At 67.3% G+C, this 19324-nt stretch carries 17 protein-coding genes; 14 read left to right on the plus strand and 3 right to left on the minus strand.

What is annotated here, in order from left to right:
• Positions 1-164: 164 nt before the first annotated feature.
• The 4 genes from GGQ93_RS14905 (at position 165) to rplT (ending at position 4322) form a co-directional block, all read left to right on the plus strand.
• Positions 165-2126: an alpha/beta hydrolase family protein gene (locus GGQ93_RS14905; RefSeq protein ID WP_183218075.1), complete on the plus strand. Its 1962-nt coding sequence runs from the start codon at positions 165-167 to the stop codon at positions 2124-2126.
• Between the two features lie 85 nt (positions 2127-2211).
• A complete protein-coding gene (locus GGQ93_RS14910) occupies positions 2212-3501 on the plus strand; it encodes an MFS transporter (protein ID WP_183218077.1) in 1290 nt (429 codons plus the stop codon).
• 163 nt (positions 3502-3664) lie between these two features.
• Positions 3665-3862 carry a 50S ribosomal protein L35 gene (rpmI, locus tag GGQ93_RS14915; RefSeq protein WP_054766748.1) on the plus strand — a complete coding sequence of 66 codons (198 nt, stop codon included), beginning with the start codon at positions 3665-3667 and terminating at the stop codon, positions 3860-3862.
• Between the two features lie 106 nt (positions 3863-3968).
• The gene (rplT, locus tag GGQ93_RS14920) at positions 3969-4322 is read left to right on the plus strand and encodes a 50S ribosomal protein L20 (protein ID WP_054764100.1); all 354 of its coding nucleotides are present in this window, start codon (positions 3969-3971) and stop codon (positions 4320-4322) included.
• A 78-nt stretch (positions 4323-4400) separates the two neighbouring features.
• Here the strand turns inward: rplT and GGQ93_RS14925 are convergent, their stop codons facing one another.
• Positions 4401-6020: a response regulator gene (locus GGQ93_RS14925; RefSeq protein ID WP_183218080.1), complete on the minus strand. Its 1620-nt coding sequence runs from the start codon at positions 6018-6020 to the stop codon at positions 4401-4403.
• 158 nt (positions 6021-6178) lie between these two features.
• Between GGQ93_RS14925 and GGQ93_RS14930 the strand changes: the two genes are divergently transcribed.
• The 4 genes from GGQ93_RS14930 to pheT are packed head-to-tail and all read left to right on the plus strand — an operon-like array spanning position 6179 to position 11129.
• Entirely contained in the window at positions 6179-7165 is a 987-nt protein-coding gene (locus tag GGQ93_RS14930; protein ID WP_183218082.1) for a polysaccharide deacetylase family protein, read from the plus strand.
• A gap of 41 nt (positions 7166-7206) precedes the next feature.
• Complete coding sequence (pheS, locus tag GGQ93_RS14935) at positions 7207-8283, plus strand: phenylalanine--tRNA ligase subunit alpha (protein ID WP_183218084.1); 1077 nt, start codon at positions 7207-7209, stop codon at positions 8281-8283.
• Positions 8284-8286: 3 nt separating this feature from the next.
• Positions 8287-8679, plus strand: coding sequence for a hypothetical protein (locus tag GGQ93_RS14940; RefSeq protein WP_221233743.1), 393 nt, complete (start codon positions 8287-8289; stop codon positions 8677-8679).
• Complete coding sequence (gene pheT / locus GGQ93_RS14945) at positions 8676-11129, plus strand: phenylalanine--tRNA ligase subunit beta (RefSeq protein ID WP_183218086.1); 2454 nt, start codon at positions 8676-8678, stop codon at positions 11127-11129. The genes GGQ93_RS14940 and pheT overlap by 4 nt, the downstream gene beginning before the upstream one ends.
• Before the next feature lie 18 nt (positions 11130-11147).
• Here the strand turns inward: pheT and GGQ93_RS14950 are convergent, their stop codons facing one another.
• Positions 11148-12140: an LLM class flavin-dependent oxidoreductase gene (locus GGQ93_RS14950; protein ID WP_183218089.1), complete on the minus strand. Its 993-nt coding sequence runs from the start codon at positions 12138-12140 to the stop codon at positions 11148-11150.
• A 139-nt stretch (positions 12141-12279) separates the two neighbouring features.
• Between GGQ93_RS14950 and GGQ93_RS16340 the strand changes: the two genes are divergently transcribed.
• The 6 genes from GGQ93_RS16340 to recA all read left to right on the plus strand — a co-directional run bounded on the left by GGQ93_RS16340 (position 12280) and on the right by recA (position 18239).
• A complete protein-coding gene (locus tag GGQ93_RS16340; protein WP_224764346.1) occupies positions 12280-12633 on the plus strand; it encodes a ribonuclease in 354 nt (117 codons plus the stop codon).
• A 70-nt stretch (positions 12634-12703) separates the two neighbouring features.
• Positions 12704-13219 carry a hypothetical protein gene (locus GGQ93_RS14960; protein WP_183218091.1) on the plus strand — a complete coding sequence of 172 codons (516 nt, stop codon included), beginning with the start codon at positions 12704-12706 and terminating at the stop codon, positions 13217-13219.
• Positions 13216-14037: a phosphatase PAP2 family protein gene (locus GGQ93_RS14965; RefSeq protein ID WP_183218094.1), complete on the plus strand. Its 822-nt coding sequence runs from the start codon at positions 13216-13218 to the stop codon at positions 14035-14037. Before GGQ93_RS14960 ends, GGQ93_RS14965 begins: the two co-directional genes overlap by 4 nt.
• Position 14038: 1 nt before the next feature.
• Positions 14039-15007: a right-handed parallel beta-helix repeat-containing protein gene (locus tag GGQ93_RS14970; RefSeq protein ID WP_183218096.1), complete on the plus strand. Its 969-nt coding sequence runs from the start codon at positions 14039-14041 to the stop codon at positions 15005-15007.
• A gap of 80 nt (positions 15008-15087) precedes the next feature.
• Complete coding sequence (locus GGQ93_RS14975) at positions 15088-16992, plus strand: M20/M25/M40 family metallo-hydrolase (RefSeq protein WP_183218099.1); 1905 nt, start codon at positions 15088-15090, stop codon at positions 16990-16992.
• Positions 16993-17159: 167 nt separating this feature from the next.
• Positions 17160-18239, plus strand: coding sequence for a recombinase RecA (gene recA, locus GGQ93_RS14980; protein ID WP_054764091.1), 1080 nt, complete (start codon positions 17160-17162; stop codon positions 18237-18239).
• 110 nt (positions 18240-18349) lie between these two features.
• Here the strand turns inward: recA and GGQ93_RS14985 are convergent, their stop codons facing one another.
• The gene (locus GGQ93_RS14985) at positions 18350-19231 is read right to left on the minus strand and encodes a DUF7946 domain-containing protein (RefSeq protein ID WP_183218101.1); all 882 of its coding nucleotides are present in this window, start codon (positions 19229-19231) and stop codon (positions 18350-18352) included.
• Positions 19232-19324: the final 93 nt, after the last annotated feature.

Below are 19324 nucleotides of genomic sequence, written 5' to 3' on the forward strand. Positions count from 1 at the left end.
GGTCCCTCTTAAGGCCTGCCCCTGTCGAGGGTCGCCTGGACCCGGCCAGTCGTTCTTATCGCCGAGGCGTCTCCACAGGGGGTTCGCCCCGCCGCAAGCCGAATGCCTCTTGAGTGGGGGAAAGACAGGTGCGAGAACAACCGGTAGTTTGCTGGGGGGCGTCGTTGAATTTTTCAGCTTTTCGCAGCGGTCTTGCAGCCGCTTTCTCGATGGTCGTTCTGCTGGCCGGAGGAGCTGCGCACGCCCAGCATCCACCTGCTCCATCGATCGCCGCTTATGCCGCTCTCCCAGCCATAAGCAGGGTCAGTCTTTCCGATGACGGTTCGACGCTCGCTTATCTGCGGCGTCAGGGCGGCGCCAGCGAAGTGATTGTACAGACGGTGAATGGGGAGGTTCTCGCCGCCATCGACGTTAGTGATCGGAGGCCGGTAGGCGTGTCGTGGGCGTCGCCAGATCACGTCCTCATCAGGTCCTTGGTGTTCGAAAGTCAGCTGACCATCGGCGAATCTCTGTTGCCTCAGTTGGACATCGTCAATGTCCGGACAAAGCGAGTCGCTCGCGCTTTGCGCAGTGCGGATCGGGCCGTGGTCAACGCCGTCTATGACTATTGGCGCGGCGAGCGAGGCGGGCGACCGGTTCTATACGTTCAGGCGATGACCACCGAGCGCAACGCTTGGACACCCGACATATATCGCATCGACTTGGATACGGGGCGCGGCGTCCTGTCCTCATCAGGACTACGCGACACGCGAGGCTATTTGCTAGGCGCCGACGGCGAGGTGAAGCTGCGCATCGCCAGCGATCCCGAGACGGGCCGCATTCGCCTGAGCGTGCCTCAAGGCTCAGGGTGGCGAGAAATCTATCGTAGGACCGATCTGTTGGACGGGCCAAACGTGTGGGGCTTCGGACCGCTAGGCGACACCGTCATGGTGAGCGCGCTGGAAGACGGCGAAAATGTTCTGCTGGAGTTGGGTTTAGCCGACGGTTCCAGAAGGCGAAGAACCGATCTGCCTGCAGCGGCGGACCAAGCCATCTATGACCGCACGGGACGTTTGCTAGCCATCGGGGCGGGCGGCGACAGCAGCCAGTGGGTCTTCTTCGAGCCTAAACTCGAGGCCGCTTTCGATCTGATGCACCGAGGCTTGCCGGCTCGGCAATTAACGGTCGTTTCCTACAATTCGGATTACACCAAGTTTGTTTTTTACAGCGAGGGCGCCGGAGAAGTCGGTGACGCGGGAACCTATTACATCTACGACGCGGCGGCTCGAAGCGTCAGCGTCGTCGGGCGCGCCTATCCGGACATCCGTGGCGATCAGATCGCCTTCCAGCAGGCGATTCGATATTCCGCATCAGATGGACTGGAGATCCCGGCCTACCTCACCCTGCCGCCGGGGAAGGATGCGCGCGGTCTGCCGCTCATAGTGTTTCCACACGGCGGTCCGCAGTCGCGTGATTACCTAGGTTTTGACTGGTGGGCACAGGCGATGGCGGCGCGTGGGTACGCGGTTTTGCAACCCAACTTCCGCGGATCGGACGGTCTGGGGCAGGCCTTTTTGGAGGCGGGCTACGGCGAGTGGGGGCGGAAAATGCAGACGGACCTTTCCGACGGGGTGCGCTTCCTCGCCGGCCGTGGAATTATCGATCCCGAAAAGGTTTGCATCGTCGGCGCCAGCTATGGTGGTTATGCCGCTCTTGCCGGGCCGACCTTGGATCCGGGGGTGTATCGGTGCGCCGTCTCAGTGGCGGGCGTTTCCGACCTTCGCGCCATGTTGACCAGCGAGACGCGCTTGTCCGGGTCAGGGGCCGAATCTCGCAATCCGATCATCCGCTATTGGAACCGTTTCATGGGGGGCGCAGGTTCCGGCGATCGGACCCTCGATGAGCGTTCTCCGGCGCGCCAAGCGGACAGGGTGGATGCGCCTATCCTGTTGATCCACGGTCGGCGGGACACGGTGGTGCCTTACGAACAGAGCACGATCATGGCCGACGCCCTGCGCCGTGCCGGCAAGCCGGTGGAGCTGATCGCTCTGGACGGAGAAGATCATTCGCTGTCACAGGCCGAGACGCGGCTGCAGATGCTGGAGGCGACGATCCGCTTTCTCGAAGAGAACAATCCCCCGAACTAGCAAGCGGTTCATCTTCCTTCGCCCGTCGCACCAGGGTGGCGGCCGTCCGCTTCTCCAAAGGCGAGCGCCGCGCTAAGGCTTGACCATGAGCCAGACGCCGTCTTCGCCTCCCGCCGTCCGCGCGCCCGCCCTGGCGGTGCTGTTCGCGGTGGTCTTCATCAATCTGGTCGGGTTCGGCCTGGTGGTGCCGCTGCTGCCCTTCTTCGCCCAGAGCCTGAAGGCCGAGGCCTGGCAGATCACCCTGATGTTCTCGGCCTATTCCCTGGGCCAGTTCTTCGCCGAACCCTTCTGGGGGCGGCTGTCGGATCGGGTGGGGAGAAAACCTGTGCTGCTGGCGACGCTTGTGGCCAATGCGCTGGGCTATCTGATGCTGGCCTTCGTGCCCAATATCTGGCTGGCCGTCGCGGTCAGGCTGTTCACCGGCCTGGGGGCGGGCAATATTTCGACGGTCCAGGGCTATGTGGCCGACGTCACCCCGCCGGAACAGCGGGCGGGGCGGATGGGGCTGATCGGCGCGGCCTTCGGCCTGGGCTTCATCGTCGGGCCGGGGCTGGGCGGACTGCTGACCCAGCCGCAGCTGGGGCGGCTGGGCTATCAGTTGCCGATTTTCCTGGCCGCAGCCCTGGCGGCCCTGGCGGCCATCGGAGTGATGGTCTTTCTGCGCGAAAGCCGGGCCAAGGCCGATCCCTCGGCGGCGCGGCCGGCCTTCCTGGCGGGGTTGAAGGACGCCCAAACCGATCCGGTGGTGTCGCGGGTTCTGGTCGTGACCCTGATCTATATGGCCGGCTTCTCGGCCATGGAGAGCGTCTTCGGCCTGTGGTCCGAAAGCCGCTACGCCTGGGGCGCGCGGGAGGTGGGGCTCAGCTTCATGATCGTGGGCGTGATTTCGGTCCTGAATCAGGGCTTCCTGGCAGGGCGGCTGGCGCGCCGGTTCGGCGAGGCGCGGGTGCTGGCGACCGGCATGCTGCTGTTCGGGGCCTCGCTGGTGCTTCAGGTGCTGGCGCCGGTCGAGTGGTTCCCGGCGGCCCGGCTGGAGCTGGGCGGCCTGTCCCTGCCGGTGGTGCAGGGATGGGTCGTTCCGATCATCATGGCCGTGGGCGCCTGCGGCATGTCCCTGGCCATGCCCAATATCTCGGCCATGATCAGCCGGGCCTCGCCGCCGGATCGGCAGGGGGCCATGCTGGGGCTCAACATGGCCTCCAGCTCGGTGGCGCGCATCTTCGGCCCCATGGTCGCTGGGGGCCTGTTCTCCGGCCTGGGGCATGACTGGCCCTTCCTGATCGGCGCGCTCTTGACCGTTCCGGCGGCGGTGATGGCGCTGAATGCGGGGCGGGTCATTCGCAAGGTCGATGACGGCGTGAAAGCCCCGGCCTGACTCATCTTGCGCTGGCCTCGGTCTTCGCGTAGAAGCCGCGCCTTCGCGTACCGAACCGCCGGGCGAACAGGCATGCCTGGGCGGTTCATAACTCTGGAGAGACACCTCATCGGCGGGCTCAAACAGTCCGAAGGACGGTATCCCCTCCAACAAGGAGACTGAAATGCCGAAACTGAAGACGAAGTCGGGCGCCAAGAAGCGCTTCAAATTCACGGCCACTGGCAAGGTGAAGGCCGGGGTTGCGGGCAAGCGTCACCGCTTGATCAGCCACAACTCGAAATACATCCGTCAGAACCGCGGCACCGAGACCATGTCCGACGCCGACGCCAAGAAGATCAAGTCCTACATGCCGTACGCCTGATCGGCGCGGCGTACAGACGATCCTCACTGAATTTGAACAGCATCGTCCCTCAAGCAGCAAGCCGCCGCGCGGCGCGCGCTAGGGACGTCCCGAAGGGAAAGACAACATGGCTCGCGTGAAACGTGGCGTAACTTCGCACGCCAAGCACAAGAAGGTTCTGGAGCAGGCCAAGGGCTTCTCCGGCCGCCGCAAGAATACGATCCGTACGGCCAAGGCCGCCGTCGACCGCGCCGGGCAATACGCCTATCGCGACCGCCGCGCCAAGAAGCGCAACTTCCGCGCCCTGTGGATCCAGCGCATCAACGCCGCCGCCCGTATCGAAGGCTTCACCTACAGCCAGTTCATCAACGGCCTGAACAAGGCCGGCGTCGAGCTGGACCGCAAGGTTCTGGCCGCCATCGCCGCCGATCCGACCGGCTTCAAGGCGATCGCCGACAAGGTCCGCGCCGCCCTGGCCTAAGCCGGGTCTTCGCGACAAGGATCAACGCCCGCTCCGGTTCGCCGGGGCGGGCGTTCTTCGTTTCCGGCGCCTTTCAGGTCAGGCCGCCTCCGCCTCGACAGGCGTCGCCTCCGACTGTGTTTCGGCCAGGACCAGGCGAATGGCGTTCAACAGGGCGTCGGGTTGAATCGGCTTTTGCGCCACCCCGTTCATGCCGGCGGCGACATAGTCCAGCTCGTCGCGCTCGTCGGCGTTGGCCGTCAGGGCCAGGATGGGCAGGCGGGCGGCCGGTCCGGGCAGGGCGCGGATGGCGCGGGTCGCCGCGATCCCATCCATGACCGGCATCTTGATGTCCATCAAAGCCAGGTCGAAGGGGCGGTTGCTGACGGCGTCCAGCGCCTCCTGTCCGTTCTCGGCCAGTTCGACCGTGCAGTTGAACATCTCCAGCAGTTTGGCGGCGACGAAACGGTTGGCGGCGTTGTCGTCGACCACGAGGACATGCAGGGTCTCGTGCGCGGTGGGCTCGGCCATCGGAACGGCGGCGGCGGCCTCTTCGGCCGCGCAGGCGGTCAGGGGCAGGACGACATGGAAGCGCGCGCCGCCCAGGGGCGAGACGCTGAGGCCGATGCCGCCGTCCATCCGTTCGGCGATCTGGCGACAGATCGCCAAACCAAGGCCGGCGCCGGCGCCTTCGCGCCCCGCCTTGCCGGTGTTGAAGGGTTCGAAAATGGTCGCCGCCGCCGCTTCAGGCACGCCCGGACCGCTGTCGTCCACCGTCAGCTCGACTCTGACCCCGTCGGGGGTCAAGTGGCTGGACAGGGAGACGATCACACCGCCGCTCTGGGTGAACTTCAGGGCGTTGCCGACCAGATTGTTCAGCAATTGTTTGATGCGCATGCCGTCCGCTCTGACCCAGTGGCCGGCCTCGAACTCGGTGCGGACCGTCAGGCTCAGCGCCTTCTCCTCGGCGCGCGCGCGCCACAGGGCGTCGATGTCGAAGGCCACGGCCGACAGGTTCAGCGGCTCCTCCTCCAGGGTCAGCATCCCGGCCGAGGCGCGAGACATGTCCAGGGCGTCGGTCAACAGCCGCAGCAGGCTCTGGCCGGAATCGATGACGGTACGGACGTAAGGCCGCAGCTCTTCCTGCTCGAGCTTCTTCTCCATCAGGGCCGCGACGCCCAGGACGCCGTTCAGAGGGGTGCGGATTTCATGGCTCATCACGGCCAGGAATTCCGATTTGGCGCGGCTGGAGGCGACGGCCTCGGCCTCGGCGGCGGCCAGATCGCGGGCCAGGGCGCCCATCTCCTCGGCCCTTTGGCGGTGCAGGGCGGCGCCGGCCTGGACGATCTGCAGGGCGGTGCCGACCCCCAGGTAGCGGCCATCGGCCACAACGATGAAGCCGCCCAGCAGGGCGCCCAGTTCGGCCGCCCCATAGGCCTGGAAAAAGAACTCCGCACTGGTCGAAGCCTCGGCCACCGGGGCGTTGCGGTCCATCAAACTCGCCGCCGGCTTGCGGGCGTAGAGGGCGCGGCCGTACTCCGCCGCCATCCGCAGGGTGAAGGCGTTTCGCTCAATCAGCCCCAAGGGCCGTCCGTCCTGGCCCACCACCGCGATCGCCAGGGTGTTGGGTTCCCGCTGGAAACGGTCGAACACCTCGGCGCCCAGGGTGGACGGGGCGACCGGCGCGATCAATTCGACAAAGTCACCAATCAGCGGCATTCGGCCCCCCAATGTCCACATCAGCGGGCTTAGCGGTCGATCTTTAATATCAGCTTTGCCGTGGATGAACCTTTCGCGGCGTCTTTCCGACATTTATTCCGTAAACTGATGAAATAAGCCGGGGTTGCGCGTGCGGCGACAGGCGTTAGGCTTTGGGTATGACGCGCCGCCTCTTCAGCCTGATCCTCGCCCTGGTCGCCGGTCTCGGCAGCCCGGCCCTCGCCCAGGATCGGAAGGTGGCCGTGACCTTTGACGACCTGCCCTATCAGGGGCCGGCGGCGGCCCTGTGCGACCCGGCGCAGCTGATGCGGTTGACGACGGATTTCCTGGCCATGCTCAAGCCGCTGGATACCCATGGGACGGCCTTCGTCAACGACGGCCGGGTGTGCGAAGCGACGCGGGCCTCGACCCTGCCGAAGGTTCTGAACCTGTGGCTGGACGCCGGGCTCGACCTGGGCAATCACAGCTTCAGCCATATCAACATCCACCAGACGACGGCGGAAGCCTATCTGGCCGATGTGGACGCCGGTGCTGCGACGACACGGGCCGCGCTTCAGGCGCGCGGGCGGACCCTGCGCTGGTTCCGCCACCCCTATCTCTTCACCGGCGAGACTCAGGAAAAGCATGACGCCATCGCCGCCGGCCTGGCCGAGCGCGGCTATACGGTCGCGCCGGTCACCATCGACAACAACGACTGGATGTTCGCCGACGTCTATCGCAAGGCCGAGCAGTTGGGCGACGCGGCGCTGAAGCGGCGGATCGGCGAGGCCTATGTGGCCCATATGACCCGGGTGCTCGACTTCTACGAACCCTACAGCGCCGAACTGACCGGCGGGCGCGAGCCGGCCCAGGTCCTGCTGCTGCACGCCAACAGCCTGAACCAGGCCTATTATCCGCAGATCCACGCCCTCTATCTGGCGCGCGGCTATCGGTTCGTGTCCCTGGAGGAGGCGCTGGCGGACCCGATCTATGCTCATGCGGACACTTATGTGCGGCCCAACGGAATCTCGTGGCTGCACCGCTGGAAGGCCACCGACGGCGAAGCCATTCGTTGGGAGCCCGAACCGCCCGCCTGGATCGTCGCGGCCAACAAGGCGCCGGCGTCGGAACTTCAGGCCATCGCCGGGGCGCAAACCGCGCCTTGAAGGGTGACGAAACGGCTCCGGCCCGCTAAGGCACGGCCCAAATGACCGATCTCGCCACACTCGAACTCGACCTGATCAACGCCATCGGCGGCGCAGAGAGCGTCGCCGCCCTCGAAGAGGTGCGCGTCGCCGCCCTGGGCAAGTCCGGCTCCGTCTCCGGCCTGCTGAAGGGAATGGGGGCGATGAGCCCCGACGAACGCCGCGAACAGGGGCCGATGATCAACGGCCTGCGCGACCGCGTCGCCGCCGCCATCACGGCCAGGAAGACCGAGCTGGAGGCGGCCGAACTGGACGCCCGGCTCCAGGCCGAGCGGATCGACCTGACCTTGCCGGCCCGGCCGCGCAGGAAGGGCGGGGTTCACCCCACCATGCAGGTGATGGACGAGATGATCGCCCTGTTCGCCGAGATGGGCTTTGCGGTCGCGGAAGGCCCGGACATCGAGGACGACTTCCACAACTTCACCGCCCTGAACTTCCCGCCGAAACATCCGGCGCGGGAGATGCACGACACCTTCTTCCTGAAGCCGGACCCCGAGACGGGGGAGCGCAAGGTGCTGCGGACCCACACCAGCCCGGTGCAGGTCCGCACCATGATGTCCCAGAAGCCGCCGATCCGCATCGTCGCGCCGGGGCGCACCTTCCGTAAGGACTCCGACGCCACCCACACGCCGATGTTCCACCAGATCGAAGGTCTGGTGATCGACCGCGACATCCATATGGGCCATCTGAAGACCACGCTTCAGACCTTCATCGCCCGCTTCTTCGAGCTGGACGCGGTTCAGGCGCGCTTCCGTCCGCACCACTTCCCCTTCACCGAACCGTCGGCGGAGATGGACATCCGCTGCGACCGATCCGGCGGGAAGCTGGTGTTCAACACCGGCGACGACTGGCTGGAGATCCTGGGCTGCGGCATGGTGCATCCTAATGTGCTGAAGAACTGCGGCATCGACCCGGACGAATATCAGGGCTTCGCCTTCGGCATGGGGGTGGATCGGCTGGCCATGCTGAAATACGGCGTGCCCGACCTGCGCCCCATGTTCGAGGCCGATACGCGCTGGCTGGCGCACTACGGCTTCTCGGCCTTTGCGGCCCCCAATCCGGCTTCGGGCCTGAGCTGAATCATGAAGATCGAAGACGACACGCTGAAACTGCCCCTGATCGGGGCCGGTCCCGCCTATGAGGGCGTCCATATCTGGCTGCCGCAGCTGGTCATTGAGGCCGCGCAGCGCGGCGAGGCGATGATCGCAGGCAAGACCTTCCGCGACTGCTTTCTGGAAGGGCCGGCTGTGCTGCTGGCCGTCGGCGGGTGCAGCTTCGACGGCTGCAACATGGGTGACGCCATGGGCGACCCGCGTAATCTGCTGCTTCAGCCGGTCGGCCCTGAAAAGGTCACCGGCACGGTCGCCTTCCAGGACTGCAGCTTCGTCAACTGCCGCTTCCTGCGCGTCGGCTTCACCGGGACGCCGGAGTTTCTGACCAATATTCAGCAGGTTCTGGGCGGGGTTCCGGCATGAAGTTCACCCTTTCCTGGCTCAAGGATCACCTCGAAACCGAGGCCGACGTCCATCAGATCGCCGAGGCCATGACCATGGCCGGGCTGGAGGTCGAGGAGGTGCTCGACCCGGCCGCCAAGCTCGCGCCCTTCACCGTGGCCCGGATCATTTCGGCCGAACGCCACCCCAACGCCGACCGGCTGCAGGTCTGTCAGGTCGAGACGGTGGACGGGATCAAGGAGATCGTCTGCGGCGCCCCGAACGCGCGGGCGGGCCTGACCACCATCTACGCCCCCATCGGCGCCTATGTGCCGGGTCTTGGCGTCACCCTGGTCGAGAAGCCGGTGCGCGGCGTGGTGTCCAACGGCATGCTGTGCTCGGCCTCCGAGCTTGAGCTGGCCGACGAAAGCGACGGTATTCAGGAACTGCCGCCGGAGATCCCGGTGGGAATCCCGGTCGCCGGCCTGTTCGGCGCCGAACCCGTCATCGACTTCGAGGTCACGCCGAACCGGCCCGACTGGCTGGGCGTGGCGGGGATCGCGCGCGATCTGGCCGCCGCCGGCGTCGGCAAGCTGAAGCATTTCGACATCGCCGTGGTGCGCGGGGGCTTCCCGTCGCCGATCAGCGTGCGGCTGGACGCGCCCGAGATGTGCCCGGTCTTCGCCGGTCGGGTGATCCGGGGCGTCAAGAACGGCCCGTCGCCGGCTTGGCTGCAGAAACGCCTGACCGCCATCGGCCTGCGCCCGATCAACCGCCTGGTCGATGTGACCAATCTGATCGCCTACGACCGCGCCCGCCCGCTGCACGTCTATGACCTGGCCAAGCTGTCTGGGACCGAGATCGTGGTGCGGGGCGGACAGGTTTCGGCCGGGACAGCCCATATCGAGGGCGGCGAGCCCGAGCATCTGATCGCCCTGGACGGCAAGACCTATGCGGTCTCCGCCGCCGACTGCGTCATCGCCGACGCCGGGGGCGAGCGCCCCATCGGCCTGGGCGGGGTCATGGGCGGCGAAAGCACCGGCTGCGACGACGACACCACCGACGTCTTCCTGGAAAGCGCCTGGTTCGACCCCCTGGTCATCGCCCAGACGGGCCGTGCGCTCGGCATCCATTCCGACGCCCAGTATCGGTTCGCGCGCGGCGTCGATCCGGTCTCGGTCACGCCCGGCTTGGAGCTGGCCACCCGCCTGATCCTGGACCTGTGCGGCGGCGAACCGTCCGAGATCGTCTTCGTCGGCGAACCCCCGGCTGGGCCGGCGCCCTTCGCCTTCGACCCCGCCTATGTGAAGCGGCTCAGCGGCATGGATCTGCCGACGGATCGGATCGGGACCATCCTGGGCCAGCTCGGCTTCCTGGTTCAGGCCGCCCCGGCCGGTCAGGCCGAACCCTGGATCGTCACCCCCCCCTCGTGGCGGCGCGACGTCGAGGGCCGGGCGGATCTGGTGGAAGAGGTGGCGCGGATCGAGGGCTTCGACCGCCTGCCCGACACGCCCCTGCCCGAGGTCGCCCGCCCCGCCGGCGGGGTGCTGAGCCCCCGCCAGGCCCGCGTCCGCACGGCGCGCCGGGCGCTTGCCGCTCTTGGCTATGCCGAGGCCGTCACCTGGTCCTTCACCAAACAATCGACCGCCGCCCTGTTCGGCGGCGGGGACGAACGGCTGGTGCTGGAGAACCCGATTGCGGCCGATCTGGACTGCATGCGGCCTTCCGCCCTGCCGAACCTGATCCAGGCGGCGGCGAGGAACGCCGCGCGCGGCTTCGCCGACGCCGCCCTGTTCGAGATCGGCCCCATCTATCTGGGCGACGGGCCGGCGGATCAGCGCACCGTCGTCGCAGGCCTGGTCGCCCCGCACGCCGCCCGCCACTGGGCCGGGGTTGGAGAGGACGCCCTGTTCGCCCTGAAGGCCGATCTGACCGCCGTGCTGGAAGAGATCGGCGCCCCGGTCGCCTCGCTGCAACTGGTCCAGGGCCAGAACCGCGACTGGTGGCATCCCGGCCGTTCGGCCCGCCTGCAGCTGGGGCCCAAGAATGTGATGGTCGAGTTCGGCGAGCTGCATCCGCGCGTGCTGAAGGCGCTGGACGCCGATGCGCCCATGCTGGCCTTCGAAATCGTGCTGGATGCCGTGCCCGAGCCGCGCGGCCAGAAAGGCAAGAACGGGTCGGGCAAGGCGCGGGGAACCGCCGACCTGTCGGCCTTCATGCCCCTGACCCGCGATTTCGCCTTCGTGGTCGAAGAGGCCAAGCCGGTCGGCGATCTGGTCCGGGCCGCAGCCGGCGCCGACAAGGCGCTGATCGCCGACGTCCGGGTGTTCGACGTCTATCGCGGCAAGGGGGTGGACGAGGGCTTCAAGTCCGTCGCCCTGGAAGTCGTGATCCAGCCGCGCGAGGCGACCCTGGCCGAGGCCGAGATCGAGGCCCTGAGCGCCAAGGTGGTGGCGGCGGTCGAGAAACAGGGCGGCAAGCTGCGCGCCTGACGTCCTGCGGTCCGAAGATCAGGCCGCCAGGCGTTCACGCGCCTCGGCTACGATCTCCAGGCTGCGGATGCGCGCGGCCTTGTCGAACATCATGCCGGTGATCATCAGCTCGTCCACCTGGGTCAGGGCGATGAAGTCCGACAGCTGCTTTTTGACGGTCTCTGGCCCGCCGACGGCGGAATAGGTCAGGCGGCTGCGCGCGCTCTCGATCTGCTGGGGGGTCAGAACGGCGGCGATGTCATCGACCGGCGGCGGCAGGCGTCCGGGCTTGCCGGTCGAAAGCCGGGCGAAACTCTGCTGCATCGAGGTGGCCAGGCGGACCCCCTCGTCGTCCGTCTCGGCGGCGAAGACGTTCAGCACGGCCATGGCGTGAGGGGCCGCCAGCCGGTCGGACGGAGTGAAGTTGCGGCGATAGAGGGCCAGGGCCTCCAGAAGAAGTTCCGGCGCAAAATGGCTGGCGAAGGCGTAGGGCAGGCCCAGCTGCCCCGCCAGCTGAGCGCTGAACAGGCTGGAGCCCAGGAGCCAGATCGGCACGCGCAGCCCCGCGCCCGGCACGGCCCGGACCGGCTGGTTCTCGGCGGCCGGCTCGAACCACTGGATCAGTTCGACCACGTCGCGCGGAAAATGGTCCGCCCCCTCGAAATAGCGGCGCAGGGCGCGCGCCGTGGCCCCGTCGGTTCCGGGCGCCCGACCCAGGCCCAGGTCGATACGGCCGGGATAGAGGGTCTCCAGAGTGCCGAACTGTTCGGCGACCACCAGGGGCGCGTGATTGGGCAACATGACCCCGCCCGAACCGACCCGGATCCGCTCGGTGCCCGCCGCGACGTGACCGATGACGATCGCGGTCGCGGTCGCGGCGATGCCCGGCATGTTGTGATGCTCGGCCAGCCAGAACCGCTGATAGCCCAGCCGATCGGCCGCCTGGGCCAGGGCCAGGGTCTCGTCGAAGGCGCGACGGGCGTCGCCCCCTTCGACGATGGGAGAGAGATCGAGAACGGAAAAGGGGATCATGGAGCTTAGATCGGCAGCCTCGGTCGCGGTTCAAGGGGCGGAGCGTTTGCGGGGCCGGGGCGTCTGCGGACCCGCCGGGAACCCGAACTGCGTCAAAGGGCTTTGAGCGGGGACTCTGAAAAGAACAGGAGACGGCGCCGTGACCGAAGACAAGGCTGTGGAGCCCCAGATCGAGGGCCGCGAGGCGCGCGAGGCCCAGGACGTCGGCGAAAAGCCCGATCTGGGTCAGATGGGCGACGCTCTGATCGAGGCGCTGGACGGATCGGATTCGGGGTCGGACACGCGGGCGGGTTCGCTGCGCGGCGGCTCGGCGAGCGGTTCGGACGAGGATCCCGACTCTGCGGTCATCAATGAGGCCCTGGCGGCCGAAGGGCGTGCGGAGGCGGACCCCCAATCGCCGTCGAACGCCGAGCCGAACGCCGTCGCAGAGTCCGGCCGCCGTTTCACCGGCGAGGCGGGCGATCCGGTCGAGGGCGGGCGCGGCGGCGACTGAACGCCTTGCTGGCGCCGCATCCTTAGGCCACGGTGCCGCCTCGACCACGGGTCCAAGGGACGATTCCCCGATGATACGCCTTTCGGCGGCCTCGGCCGCCTTTCTGATATTGACGCTCGCCGCTTGCGGCCGAGAGGAGGCCCAGACGGCCCAAGGCCGCGCCGCCCCCGCAGCGACTGAAGCGCCGCCGGCCGCGGCGGTCGATACTGCGGTCGCGCCCGACGCCGAAACCGCCGCCCCCGCCTCAAGCGGCGGCGTTGAGCCCGCCGCCCCGGGGGCGCCCGACTACGCCGCCCTTTATCCCGGCGCGGTCTTGGATCAGCCGGGGACGACGGCGACCGGACCCGACGGAGACGGCGGCCTGGTCACCTTCCGCACCTCCGCCAGTCCCGACGAGGTGGTGGCCTTTTATCGTGAACGGGCCGAACAGGCCGGGCTTTCGTCGGTCATGGGGATGAACCAGGGCGACGCCCGCGCCTATGGCGCCGCCGGCGGCCCGGCGGGTGCGACCAATATCCACGTCGTCGCCGCCCCCGGCGAAGGCGGAGAGACCTCCGTGCAGCTGAGCTGGAGCGAAGGGCGGTGAAGCCGTTCGCCGCTTCCTTCGCGGCGGTTCTGACGACAGCCTTTGTCCTGTCGGCCTGTGCGGGCGGGGGGCGGCCGTCCCCCGCGCCGGTCTTCGTCCTGGCCGACAGCGGCTATCTGTCGCCCGAGGCCTTGGCGCGATTGGCTGAGGCCGCGCCGTCCGCTCCCGATGCGGGCTCGGCCGCCGACCGCCAAGACCGCGACCAGTCGGACCGGTTCCGGGCCTTGGAACAGTCGGATCGGTGGCTGCTGGCCACCGCCCACGCCGAGGTTCGTCCGCCCCTGGCCCTGCAACATTTCGACTGCGCCCTGGGGCTGCGGCTGGGAGGCGATGCAGAAACACAGACGCTGGATCGGATGGCGGCCAAGGCGTTTCACGATGTGCGGACCGTGTCCGAACAGGTCGCGGCCCGCGCGCGTCGCGCCCGGCCTGTGTCGAACGATCCTGACCGCCCGGCCTGCGAACGGCTGACGCCGGCGATGCGCGACAGCGCCGCCTATCCGTCCCTGGGCGCGGCGGCAGGCGCGGCCTATGCCGAGGTCTTGGCCGCGCTGGAGCCGGATCATGCGAGCGCGGTGCGCCGCATCGGACGTCAGATCGGCGTCAGCCGAATGGTTTGCGCGATGAACTCTCCCAGCGACGTCGCGGCGGGCGCGGCCCTCGGGCGGGCCGTCGCCTTACAGATCATCGCCGCGCCGGCCTTCCAGGCCGAGGCGGAGGCGGCGCGGCGAGAGCTGGAGGCGCGCCGCGCCGCTGGCCTGACCAATCCGGGATGCGCCGCCGAACGGGCCGCCCTGGCGGCGACGGCCGCTGACTGAAATGGTCGGCCTCCTGCTGCTGTCCTTGCTGGCGCCGATCGACGACCGTCCCGCCGCCCGCCCCGCCGCCAGACCGTGCACGCCGCAGGAGGTGCGCGACCTGACTACCCCCTCCGACCGCCCCTATCGGCTGCTGTGTCGCGCCGTCCTGGCGGGGGCGAACGTGTCCCGTCCGGTCCTGATCGAGGGGGCGGAAGCCTCAGGCGCCGGTCTGGACTGCGGCGGCGGGACGATCCGCCAGCCGGGTCAGGCGACCGCCCAATCCCCCACCGTCGCCGTCTGGTCGCGCCAGACACCGCAGGGGTGGAGCCGGCCGATCGGCGCGGTGGTGCGCCACTGCACCGTCGTCGGCAACATCCGCATCTGGGGCATGGGGGCGGGCGGGTCGATGCGGGATCTTCTGGCCTCGTCCCGCCGCCCGGACCACACGACCGCAGCCCAGGCGGCGGCTCCGTCCGAGACCGTGCTGGAGCAGGTGCGGTTTCAGGCGACAGGGACCATTCCCCTCTATGTCGGACCAGGGGTGACGCGGACGACCGTCCGGGAATCGCGCTTCACCGGCCGTTCGGTCTCCACCGCCGTCTATCTGGACGCCGAAAGCGCGGGCGCCCTGATCCAGGACAACGACTTCGTCCTGCGCACCGGGCGCGAAATGATCGCCGTGGACGGGTCAGGCGCCAATCGCATCATCGGCAACCGGTTCGCCCTGGGCGGTCGGGGCGGGATCTTTCTGTACCGCAACTGCGGCGAGGACGGGGTGATCCGACACCAGACGCCGTCCTATAATCAGATCACGGACAATATCTTCTCGGGCGCCGGCTGGCTGCGACCTCGCACGGTGGTGGTCGGCGCGCGCCAGGGAAACCGGCGCTATTGCGCCGACGACGCGGGCTATCCCTTCGGTTCCAGCGCCGACGACGGCGATGGGGCGGTCGGCAACCGGGTCGAGCGGAACCGGACAGGACGCTGACGGGGCGCTGACGTCTCGCTCTTGCGAAACGCCACGGCCTCGGTCCTTAGTGCCGCTAGAGACTTCGGGGGATGGATCGCATGCGGCTGGTCTTGTTTTTGGCGGCTCTGACGGCGGCCCTGGGTCTGGCCGTGCTCACCACCCAGACCCCTCGACCCCAGCCGGCGAGCGCGCCGGCCGCCGCTTTTTCCGCCGAAAGGGCGATGCAGGACGTGCGGCTGATGGCGCGGGCGCCCCGGCCGGTCGGCTCGACCGACCACGCCCTGGTCCAGGCCTATCTCTATGGCCGGATGGCGGAACTGGGCCTGTCGCCAAGGTTTCAGGCCGGCGCCCTGTCTCCGGCGGCCGTGCGGCGGATGGAGCGGAACGGCCTTTCCACCGAAGGGGTCTCTGCCGTCAATCTGGTCGGCGTCCTGCCCGGCCGGAACCCGCGCCTGCCTCTGGTGGTGCTGATGGCCCATTACGACAGCGTGCCGGGGTCGCCGGGGGCGGCCGACGACGCCAGCGGGGTGGCCGCCGTTCTGGAAGCCGTGCGGGCGATCAAGGCGCGGGGACCGGCCGATCGCGGACTGATCGTCCTCCTGACCGACGCCGAGGAGCTGAACCTGGACGGGGCGCGCGCCTTCTTCAGCGAACATCCGCTGCGCGACCGGGTCGGGGCGGTGGTGAACCTGGAGGCGCGGGGCGGCGGCGGTCGGGCCCTGATGTTCGAGACCGGCCCCGGAAACGCCCAGACGGTCGATCTGTACGCCCGGGCGGCGCGGCGGGCCGAGGGCGGGCCGTCCAGCAATGCGCTCGCCGTCTTCGTCTATCGGCTGATGCCCAACGGCACCGACTTCACCATCGCCGCCGACCGGGGACTGGCGGGGATCAATCTGGCCTTCCTCGGCCGCCCGGCTCAGTACCACTCGCCCGGTTCGACGCCGGACGCTCTCGACCAGGGCAGCGTCCAGCATATCGGCGCCCAGGCGCTGGAGACGGCCGACGCCCTGTTGCGCGCGCCGACCCTGCCCCAGACGACGCGGAACTCGGTCTATTCCGACGTCTTCGGCCTGGGGCTTCTGCGCCATGGGCCTGAGACGGGCTGGGGCCTGCTGGCTCTGGCCCTTGGGCTCACGGCCTTCGCCGCCTGGGGCGCGCGTCATGCGACCGGCCTGACCTGGAGACAGGGGGTGAAGGGCTTCACCGGCGGCCTGTGGCTGCTGAGCGTCGGCATGGTGGCGGCCCAGGCGGCGCGGGTCCTGGCGGGGCCGATCGGCGAGCGAATCGACTCCGCCGAGACCTATTACATGATGCTGCGTCGCCTGCCTTGGATGGAGGCGGGGGCTGGTCTGGCCGTGCTGGCGGTCCTGCTGGCCTTGACGGCCGGGCGGGCCCTGATCGGGCGGCGGTTGCTGGCCTGGGTGGTCGCGGCGGCGGCCGTTCTGGCGACGGTCCTGGGCGGGGTCGATTATCTGGTGCTCGGCGCCGCCGTGGTCGGCGTCGCCCTAAGCCTCTGGCCGGACGGCGAGGACGAGACGGTCTGGGGCGGCTGGCTGGGCGCGATCGTCCTGGTGCTGGTTCTGGGCGGCCTGGTTCAGGCGATCGCCCCCGAGGCGGCCCTGCTGTTCGTCTGGACCGGCCTGGCGGCGGCCTTCGCGGCGGCTCTGGCCGCCCTGATCGGCGCCCGGCTGGAGCGGTGGGCGGCCCTGGCGACGGCGGCCGTGGTCACGGTCCTGGTCGGCGGCTGGCTGTTCGGCCTGGGCCATTTCATCTTCCTGGGCGTGGGCATGAGCCAGGCCTGGGCCCTGGCCCTGATCGCCCTGCTGATCCTCGTCCTGGTCCGGCCCCTGGCGCCGATGCGGGGGGAGCCGTCGGGAACGCACAGCCCTTGGAGTCACACCCTCGCGGGCCTGTCGACGGCCGTGCTGATCCTGGGCTGCGGCCTGTCCCTCGCTGCGCGCCATGCCGAACCGGCTTCGGCTGTGGACGTCGTCGCCGAGTGATGCGTCAGAAACGGACGTAGACTCGAAGAGATTCGTCGGTCTCTGATGAGAACATCTTGTGAACCGGAACAAACCGTGCACATAGTCGGCCTCACCAAACGGGGGCGGGTCCATGGCGGGTCTCTCCCAAGCTTCTGACGGGAATCATGGCAAGGGAGACGAAGGCAATGGCACAGGCGGCTTTGAAACTGGTGGGTAAGGAAGACGGCGAAAAACAACGGGCTCTCGAGGCGGCGATCGCCCAGATCGATCGCGCCTTCGGCAAGGGCTCGGTGATGAAACTGGGCAAGGCCGGCGTGGTGGCCGAGATCGAAAGCGTCTCGACCGGCTCGCTGGGCTTGGATATGGCGCTCGGCATCGGCGGCCTGCCGGTCGGGCGGGTGATCGAGGTGTTCGGCCCGGAATCCTCCGGCAAGACCACCCTGGCCCTGCATACGGTGGCCGAGGTGCAGAAGAAGGGCGGCGTCGCCGCCTTCGTCGACGCCGAACACGCCCTGGATCCAGTCTACGCCCAGAAGCTGGGCGTGAACCTGGACGATCTCTTGGTGTCCCAGCCCGACGCCGGGGAACAGGCGCTGGAGATCGTGGACACCCTGGTGCGCTCCGGCGCGGTGGACATCGTGGTGGTCGACTCGGTCGCGGCCCTGACGCCCCGCGCCGAAATCGAGGGCGAGATGGGCGACAGCCTGCCCGGCCTTCAGGCCCGTCTGATGAGCCAGGCGCTGCGCAAGCTGACGGCCTCCATCTCCAAGTCCAAATGCATCGTCCTGTTCATCAACCAGATCCGCCACAAGATCGGGGTCATGTACGGCAGCCCCGAGACGACGACGGGCGGCAATGCGCTGAAATTCTACGCCTCGGTGCGCCTGGACATCCGCCGCACCGGTGCGATCAAGAACCGCGACGAGGTGGTCGGCAACACCACCCGGGTCAAGGTGGTCAAGAACAAGGTCGCCCCGCCGTTCCGCGAGGTCATCTTCGACATCATGTACGGCGAGGGCATCTCCAAACTGGGCGAGGTGATCGACCTGGGCGTCAAGGCCGGGGTGATCGAGAAGTCGGGCAGCTGGTTCAGCTATGACTCGACCCGGATCGGTCAGGGCCGCGAGAATGTGCGCGAATTCCTTAAACAGAACCCCGACATCGCCGCCTCGATCGAAAAGGCGGTGCGCGCCTCGACCAACAAGATCGCCGACGAACTGCTGGGCACGCCCGAGCCGGACGAAGGCCAGGATCTGGAAGGCTGAGCCTCTCCGGACCTTAAGGACACTCCGTCGCCCCAAGCGACCCGCCACCGACCCCGCGAGGGGCGGCGGAGCGACCCGTCCGACCTCGCGTCGGGCGGGTCTTTTTTGATTTATAGCGTATCTATACTGTCAGATATCCTAAGTATAAGAAGGCTCTTAAGACGTCCATTTGAAGTCTCGTTCCGAAACGCCGAAAAATACCGTTTTCCTGTATCAATTAGCCGCTGCCTTGCGTTCATTGTTAGGCTTGATGTTATAAGGCCGACGGATACAACGCCTCGTACTTCCTCTGATAGCTGAAATGGGATCGGTCTCCCCTCCTTATTTATGTATATTCGTCCTTTAAATGTATTCATATTGTAGCTACTGACCCAACCCTCAAATATTTGGGGCGTATCTGTTTGATGGGTGTGCGCGATATAGCCCCATGTGTTCCAATCAAGCGGGGGGCCAATAGGCTTTTCGGTAGATCCACGCCGCTCAATAATTCGTCCTTGATGTGCCGTTTCGGAAAATACAATGGGTCGGTGAAGGTCTCTGAGGGCCGTTTCACACTTCTCAATGACGCTATCGAACTGGGTCTCTCGCAGCGCGGGAACCAAAGAGTCAGGGTTCGCGCGCCGATGCTCCTCAATCTGCTGTCCCAGGCTTTTGTCATAATCAACGTGAAAACCTAGAGATTCAGAAACAACGTAGTCATAGGCCGAGCTAATTAGATGGCCGATCGGCGTGTCTTTTGGAGCGGTTCCTAACGTAAATATTGTTGTTGCGATAACTGCCGTCGTCTTCCAACTACCATCTTCTGGGGGTCGACTTAATATTGTGGCGCCTTTGAGTTTCGGCGCCTGCGTAATAACTTCGCCGTTTAAAATCAGATGTGTCGTGATCGCAAGCGAACGTTGAAAGCCGACGAGCGCTTGAGCGCCGTCATACAAGTCGATTTCGTGGTCGTCCGATAGGCCGCCTGTGAAAGACAAAGAGATTTCTATCACTGCTCGCTCCGATGGTGTGGCTCTCGTGTACCACGGGTCTATAAGACTTCAAGCGAGGCCCCAAACCAAAACGGGCGACCCGAAGGCCGCCCG

Source organism: Brevundimonas aurantiaca (assembly GCF_014199955.1).
GTDB classification, from domain to species: Bacteria; Pseudomonadota; Alphaproteobacteria; order Caulobacterales; family Caulobacteraceae; genus Brevundimonas; species Brevundimonas aurantiaca.